Genomic DNA, 6,265 nt, shown 5'->3' on the forward strand with positions numbered 1-6,265 from the left:
CCCCATTTGGGATGCAGGAAGACCACGCGGGTGCCGTGCAGGCCGGGGCCGGGCTGGGCCGACAAAAACTGCGCTCCGCCCTCCTGAAGGCGCTTCATCTCGGCGTCCACGCTCTCTACGCGGTAGGCGGTGTGGTGCAGACCGGGGCGATTTTTCTCCAAGTATTTGGCGATGGCCGAGTCGGGGCGCATCGGCTCCAGCAGTTCCACCATGGACTCGCCCACCCGGAACACCCGCACCTTGACGCCCTGCGCCTCCACGATTTCGTCTGCGCCCTCTGGCACGAAGCCCAGCGCCAGGTAGGGTGCACTCCCCACGTCCAGATTCGGCGTGGCGATGCCGATGTGGTCAAGAATCATAAGGACAGCTTAGCGAAAAGCACTTGCAAAACCCTGTCTTTTTGTCCTGACGACTGTGGGGCGGGGTGGACGCAGTTCAGATCTGCCGAGCAGGGGCGCGAATCGGCATTAAACTCGTGGCGTGACCCCGCTTGCCCTCCTGGCCGCTCTGCTTTCCTACTTCATCGGCTCCGTTCCGGCGGCGGCCTGGGTCGCACGGGCGCGGGGTGTGGATATTCGCAAGGTGGGCAGCGGCAACAGTGGAGCCACCAACGTGCTGCGCTCGCTCGGCAAGGGCCCGGCGCTGATGGTCGCCATCTTCGACATTTTCAAAGGGGTGCTGGCGGTGCTGCTCGCCCGGCTGCTGGGCCTCGGCGAACCCTGGGCGGCGCTGTGTGGCGTGCTGGCGGTCATCGGGCACAACTTCAGCCCGTTCCTGAAGTTTCGGGGCGGCAAGGGCGTGGCGACCAGTTTCGGCGTCATCGCCATCCTCGACCCGGTGGTGGGGCTGAGCGCTTTCGTCCTCGCCATCTTCTGCATGTGGCTGACCCGCTTCGTCAGTGCGGGCAGCATCATGGGCGCCGCCGCCGTCACCGCGCTCGTGCTGGTGCTGCCGCGCCCGGACTGGAACCGCGCCGCCGTCATCTTTCTGGCGGCCCTGCTGATTTGGCAACACCGCGAAAATGTCCGCAAGTTGCAGTCGGGCACCGAGCGCCGTCTGGGAGAAAAGGCGACGGGCTGAGGGCCAAGCGGGGCGACTGTACTTTCAAAACCGGGGCGTGGGGACGCTATGCTGGCCTTCCTCAATCCCTCATCCTGGGGCCGCCCTCTTGCGGCTGGCCCGGCGTTCGCCCCTACCTACGGAGTCCACATGCCCGTCATCATTCGGATCTACGGTAAAGAAGCCACTTTCTCCCAGGGCTGCTGGGACTGCGAGGACGAATCCATCCGGGCGCTGCTTCAGGCGTTGGCTGACCCCCGCGCCCGCACGCTGGAGGAAGAAGAAAAGCACGGCCTGTACGCGGCGGGACGCTACGGCGGCCTGATTTTGCTGCGTGGCGAGTGGCAGAGCGCCCCCCACCCCGAACCCGAAATCCGCATGGAGGACATCGCCCCCGCTGGGCATCCCGAAAAGGCCGGATGGCTGGGGTTTCTCCGCAAACGCTCCTGAACAGGGATGGGAGGATAGCCGCTTGACCCCCCGCGCCCCAGCCTTTAGGCTGACGCCATGACCTGTGCCACTGCGACTCCCTGAAGGCGGTGTCCGTTGTGGCAGCCGCCCCGCAAGACATGCGTGGGCGGTTTTTTATTGGAGGAAAGATGCGCGTAGCGATTGTTGGAGCCACCGGAGCCGTCGGGCACGAACTGATGCAAGTCCTGGAGAAGTCGAGCCTGAAGATCGACGAACTGCAACTGTACGCCAGCCCCCGCAGCGAGGGCAAAAAGTTGCCCTTTAGGGGCGAAGAACTGACGGTGCGCGTCACGCCCGAAGGCGCCATCGACGCCGACGTGGTGCTCGCCTCGGCAGGCGGCAGCATCAGCAAAGCGCTGGCGCACAAGTGGGCCGAGGGCGGCGCAGTCGTCATCGACAACTCCAGCGCCTTTCGCTACGACGCCGATGTGCCGCTGGTCGTGCCCGAAGTCAACGGCGAGGCCGCGCTGCAGCACAAGGGCATCATCGCCAACCCCAACTGCACCACCGCGATTGCCGTGGTCGCCGTCGCGCCGATTCACCGCAAGTACGGTGTCAAGCGCATGATCGTCAGCACCTATCAGGCCACCAGCGGCGCGGGGCAAAAGGGCATGGACGAACTGCTGGCCGAAACGCACAAGGTGCTGCACGGTCAGGAGGCCGGAAACGCCGAATTCGCCCACCCCATCCCCTTCAACGTGATTCCGCACATCGACGTGTTTCAGGACAACGGCTACACCAAGGAAGAAATGAAGGTGGTCTGGGAAACCCGCAAGATCATCGGGGACGAGTCGCTGCAAATCAGTTGCACCGCCGTACGCATTCCCACCCTGCGCACGCACTCCGAGGCCATTACCCTGGAACTGGAAAAGCCCGCCACCCCCGACGAAATCCGTGAACTGCTCGCGGGCGCGGCGGGTGTGGAAGTGCGCGACAACCCTGGCGACAAGCTCTACCCCATGCCCCTCACCGCCAGCGGCAAATATGACGTGGAAGTGGGCCGCATCCGCCCCTCGCTGGTGTTCGAGGGCGGCATCGACCTGTTCGTGGCGGGCGACCAACTGCTCAAGGGCGCGGCGCTCAATGCCGTGCAGATCGCCGAATACCTTCAGGAGAAGGGCGCTCTGAAATAAGTCGCCGTGAGCGGCAAGAGGGCTGGGGCAAGGGCTCCGGCCCCTTTTTCGTTTGCCCCTTATCGCCGTTTTGACCTCCGCCTCATCCGCTTCCGGCAGACTGTAGACATGAGCCGCCCCACGCGCCCTTCTCCCTCTCCCATCGCTCCGGGCAAGCCCCAGATTCGCGGCGCGGCAGGCATGACGGCGGCCCTGATGGCGGTGATGTGGGGCCAGGAAATCGCCGACCAGTTCGTATTCGGGCAGCAGCTCGACAGCTACGGCATCTCGCCGCGTGAAGCGGGAACGTTCTGGCACATCTGGACCGCACCCTTTCTGCACGCGGACTTCGCACACCTCGTCGCCAACAGCGTGCCGCTGGCGGTGCTGGCCTTCATGACCGCCGTGCGCTCGGTCAGCCGCTTTGTGATGGCGACGGCCATCATCGCGCTGATCGGCGGCGGGCTGGTCTGGCTGCTGGGGCGCGGCGACAGCAACCACCTGGGGGCCAGCGAACTGGTGTTCGGCTACCTCGCCTACCTGCTCGGCGTGGGGTGGTGGGAGCGTACCCCCGTCGCCATCGTCATCGCGGTCATCGCGTTTGCGCTCTACGGCGGGATTCTGTGGGGCGTGCTGCCCAGCAACCCCAACGTTTCCTGGGAAGCGCACCTGTTCGGCTTCATCGGCGGTCTGGTCGCGGCGGCCCTGCTGCACCGCACGGCGCGCCCGGCCCGGCGACCCGGTAGCCCATTCGTCTGAACCGCGTGACTTCGTTGTGAGAACAAACCTGTCAGACTACCCGGCGTCGTGTTGTGGTTCCTGTGACCCGAAGTGACCGAGGCTACCGATGCGTTGTGAAATCCGACATACCACCGAGTATCACTACCCCGAACCCGCCTGGGATTCGTTCAACGAGGTGAGACTCCACCCCATGCAGGAAGTGCGCCAGACCCTGCGCTCCTTCCACCTGGACGTGACGCCCGAAGCCCAGATTTCCTCTCACCGGGACTATTTCGGCTCGCTGGTTCACCATGTCCACGTTCACGAAGCGCACAGGCACCTCCGTATCGAGGCGCAGGCGATGGTGGACACCCACCCGATCACGCTGCCGCTGCCCGCGCCGCTGAGCGTGATAGACGGCCAAGTTCGCAGGCAGCACATGGAATTTCTGGTGCCGTGCCCCCGCGTGCCGCGCGGCGACTGGCCCGAGGTGTTCGGCGTCACTCGCCCCGGCCCCGACGACGACCTGCCGGACTTTCTGCTCAACCTCAACGGCTTCTTGCACGACAAATTCGTGTACGACGGCAAGGCGACCACCGTGAACACCCCACTGGCCGAGTTCGCGCAGCATGGGCGCGGCGTCTGCCAGGACTTTACCCAGGCCATGCTGGGCATCCTGCGTCAACTGGGCATCCCGGCGCGGTATGTCAGCGGCTACCTCTACAACGGCGGCGGCATGCTCGGCGCGGACGCCACCCACGCCTGGGTCGAGGCCCTGATTCCCGGTTACGGCTGGCTGGGCTACGACCCCACCAACGATTGTCTGGCGGGCGAAAAGCACATCAAAATCGGGCACGGACGCGAGTACAGCGACGTTTCTCCAGTGCGCGGCACCTACTACGGCGGGGGCAAGGGCCGCATGAACGTGGCGGTGCATGTGTACAGCCCACAGGTCTAAAGCCAAGCACTGAAAAGACGCCAAAAGAAAGGAAGCCGAACCCGCGAAGAGTCCGGCTTCTTCCCGCTGCCTTGCGGCTTCAGCCCAGCAGCCACGCGCCGACAAGCAGGTAGGCCAGCGCCGAGAGCACCAGCGTCACGCCCGCCGGGACGGGGTCGCGCAGGTTCATGCTGGACTGCACCGCCAGAAAGCCGAAGAAGGCGAGCAGCAGCGAGATGATAGGCCCGACCACCAGCCAGCCCAGCAGCGGAATCAGGCCCAGCAGCGAGCCGAGAATGCTGAGCGGCACAAAAAACAGCGCGAAGGTGTAGGCCACCTCGGGATAAGTTCCGGTGCCCCGGAACAGGCCGCGCCCAATCAGGTAGACGGCCCCGGTAAACACCAGAAATTGCAGCGGAATGGCAATCAGGCGCGAGACCAACTGGCCCCAGAAGGTCACGTCGCTGTGAAAGACGGAAAAAAGGGCACCAACCATGCCGGACACCACCGCCGCCACCAGCACGTACAGCAGGGCGCTGGCGACCCCGCCCCGGCGCTCGAAACGCTCGAAGGTCTGGGAGGCGGGGCGGGCAAGGACGGCGGTACTCTGGGCGAACATGTCGGCCACGCGGGCGGTGGGTTCAGTCGTGCGGGTCATGTCTCCAGTACGGGGGCAGCGGGCCAGAAGTTGCGCGGCCCCCGCTTGAGCGCGTCTTGAGCCTCGGCTCAGTTCAGCGTTCGTCGTCCTCGTCGCGGCTGAAACTGGGCTGCACCGGGGCCTGGGTGCGGTTTTGCCCGGCAGTGGGGTCAGGAGCGGCGTCGTGCCGTGCTTGCCCGCCCTTCTCGCTCAGGCGAATCTCGATGGGGCCGGGCGCGAAGCTCACGCTGCGCTGGGGAAAGGGAATGTCGATTCCGGCCTCGTCCATCGCGATCTTGATGCGGCGGTTGAACTCGCGGCTCAGCGCGTACTGGCTCTTGGGCTGCACCTTGAACAGGGCACGCAGGGTAATGCCGTCGGGGGCGAGCTGGGTCACGCCCTGCATCTCCGGCGCGTCGAGGAAGAATTCGCGCCACTGCGGGTCGGTGTAGAGTTCCTGACTGACCGCTTCCAGCACCCCCAGCGCGTCGTCGAGGTTGGCGTTGTAGGTCACGTCCACCGCCGCCAGCACCCGCGACCAGTCCTTGCTGCTCACACTGACGGTCTGAATCTGTCCGTTGGGAACGATATGCACCGTGCCGTCGAGCGCCCGCAGCACCGTCACGCGCAGGTTCAGCCGCTCCACGTTGCCCGACAGCTGCCCAGTGTTGACCGTAATCACGTCGCCCACGCCGTACTGGTCTTCAAGAAGGATGAAAAAGCCCGTGAACAGGTCACGGATGAGGTTCTGCGCCCCAAAGCTGACGGCCAGACCCAGCACCGAGACGCCCGCCAGCAGACTGGTGGTGTTCAGGCCCAGGTTCTGAAGCAGGGTGATGACGCTGACCACCACAATGACGACCTTGAGCGTGGACTCGATGACGCCCTTAAGCGTCTGAACGCGCACACTGCGGCGGTTGAATTCGTCCTCGACCACGATGCGCCCGGTGGCCGCGCCGACCAGATTCCAGGCGATCATCGCCATCGCCAGCACCACCAGCACCTGCCCGGCGCGGTGGCGAAAGCTCTCGCGGATGTCGGCCCCCAGGTCAAACAGCAGCGGCACTTCGGGCAGATAGACGATGTGGGTGGCGTTGGCGAGCCAGCCCAGAGAAACGGTCAGCAGCAGCAGCCATTTGAGGGCCACCGTCAGCCGGGGGTGCAGGTAGGTTTCGAGCGAGCGCAGCAGCGTCCGGCCCAGGCGGTAGAGCGCGTAGGCCACCACCAGCGTCAGAAGCAGGCCCACCCAGACCTGAGGCTTGGAAAGTTGGATGGTCAGGGCGTCAAACATCCCCTCACTGTCTCATGGACGGGTGAGGGGATGCAAAA

Annotated in this window: 8 protein-coding genes; 5 read left to right on the forward strand and 3 right to left on the reverse strand. The window is 65.1% G+C overall.

Features of this window, described 5'->3' with window-relative positions:
- A partial coding sequence (locus tag Q4C89_RS01235) for a VOC family protein (protein ID WP_303100790.1) occupies nt 1-359 on the reverse strand: 359 nt, incomplete at its 3' end.
- A 121-nt stretch (nt 360-480) separates the two neighbouring features.
- Between Q4C89_RS01235 and plsY the strand changes: the two genes are divergently transcribed.
- The 5 genes from plsY to Q4C89_RS01260 all read left to right on the forward strand — a co-directional run bounded on the left by plsY (nt 481) and on the right by Q4C89_RS01260 (nt 4,320).
- A complete protein-coding gene (plsY, locus tag Q4C89_RS01240) occupies nt 481-1,080 on the forward strand; it encodes a glycerol-3-phosphate 1-O-acyltransferase PlsY (RefSeq protein ID WP_303100791.1) in 600 nt (199 codons plus the stop codon).
- 129 nt (nt 1,081-1,209) lie between these two features.
- On the forward strand, nt 1,210-1,509 hold the full coding sequence (locus Q4C89_RS01245; RefSeq protein WP_303100792.1) for a hypothetical protein: 300 nt from the start codon (nt 1,210-1,212) through the stop codon (nt 1,507-1,509).
- Nucleotides 1,510-1,658: 149 nt separating this feature from the next.
- Nucleotides 1,659-2,663 (forward strand): aspartate-semialdehyde dehydrogenase, encoded by a 1,005-nt coding sequence (locus tag Q4C89_RS01250; protein WP_303100793.1) that lies wholly within the window; start codon nt 1,659-1,661, stop codon nt 2,661-2,663.
- Between the two features lie 108 nt (nt 2,664-2,771).
- Nucleotides 2,772-3,401, forward strand: coding sequence for a rhomboid family intramembrane serine protease (locus Q4C89_RS01255; RefSeq protein WP_303100794.1), 630 nt, complete (start codon nt 2,772-2,774; stop codon nt 3,399-3,401).
- An 88-nt stretch (nt 3,402-3,489) separates the two neighbouring features.
- Nucleotides 3,490-4,320, forward strand: a complete 831-nt coding sequence (locus Q4C89_RS01260; RefSeq protein ID WP_303100795.1) for a transglutaminase family protein — start codon at nt 3,490-3,492, stop codon at nt 4,318-4,320.
- Nucleotides 4,321-4,399: 79 nt separating this feature from the next.
- Here Q4C89_RS01260 and Q4C89_RS01265 read toward each other — a convergent pair whose 3' ends face one another.
- A complete protein-coding gene (locus tag Q4C89_RS01265) occupies nt 4,400-4,957 on the reverse strand; it encodes a YIP1 family protein (RefSeq protein ID WP_303100796.1) in 558 nt (185 codons plus the stop codon).
- A gap of 73 nt (nt 4,958-5,030) precedes the next feature.
- Nucleotides 5,031-6,227 (reverse strand): mechanosensitive ion channel family protein, encoded by a 1,197-nt coding sequence (locus Q4C89_RS01270; RefSeq protein WP_303100797.1) that lies wholly within the window; start codon nt 6,225-6,227, stop codon nt 5,031-5,033.
- Between the last annotated feature and the right edge of the window lie 38 nt (nt 6,228-6,265).

The sequence above is a fragment of the Deinococcus sp. genome, assembly GCF_030523985.1.
Classification (GTDB): Bacteria; Deinococcota; Deinococci; order Deinococcales; family Deinococcaceae; genus Deinococcus.